At 53.8% G+C, this 537-nt stretch carries 1 protein-coding gene; it reads left to right on the forward strand.

All coding sequences use genetic code 11. The annotated features are described in order from the left end of the window. The coding region (locus ACTHUM_RS18400) for a bifunctional ornithine acetyltransferase/N-acetylglutamate synthase (protein WP_440403736.1) at positions 1-537 on the forward strand (537 nt) is incomplete at both ends.

The following is a 537-nucleotide window of genomic DNA, read 5'->3' on the forward strand; positions in this document are numbered from 1 at the left end:
ATGTTGTCGTTTATCGCCACCGATGCCAAAGTGTCCCAACCAATTTTGCAACTGATGACGCAAGAAATTGCAGACGAAAGTTTCAATACGATTACTGTGGATGGAGATACCAGCACCAACGACAGCTTCGTGATTATGGCGACAGGCCGTTGCGGTCAGAGCGAAATCGACAACACCGCCGATCCGCGCTATGCGCAGCTCAAAGCCTTGCTCGGTTCGCTGGCTTTGGAATTAGCGCAGGCGATTGTCCGTGATGGCGAGGGTGCAACCAAGTTCATTACGATTGAAGTGCAAAACGCGAAAACCCGCGAAGAGGCGCGCAAAGTGGCTTATGCCGTCGCCCATTCGCCTTTGGTGAAAACCGCGTTCTTTGCCTCCGACCCGAACTTGGGCCGTCTGTTGGCAGTCGTCGGCTATGCCGGTATTGAAGACTTGGACGTCGATGCTTTGAAAATGTGGCTGGATGACGTGTTGGTGGCCGAAAACGGCGGCCGCGCGGAAAGCTATACCGAAGAAGCAGGACAAGCGGTGATGAAC

The organism is Neisseria sp. P0021.S006 (genome assembly GCF_051956895.1).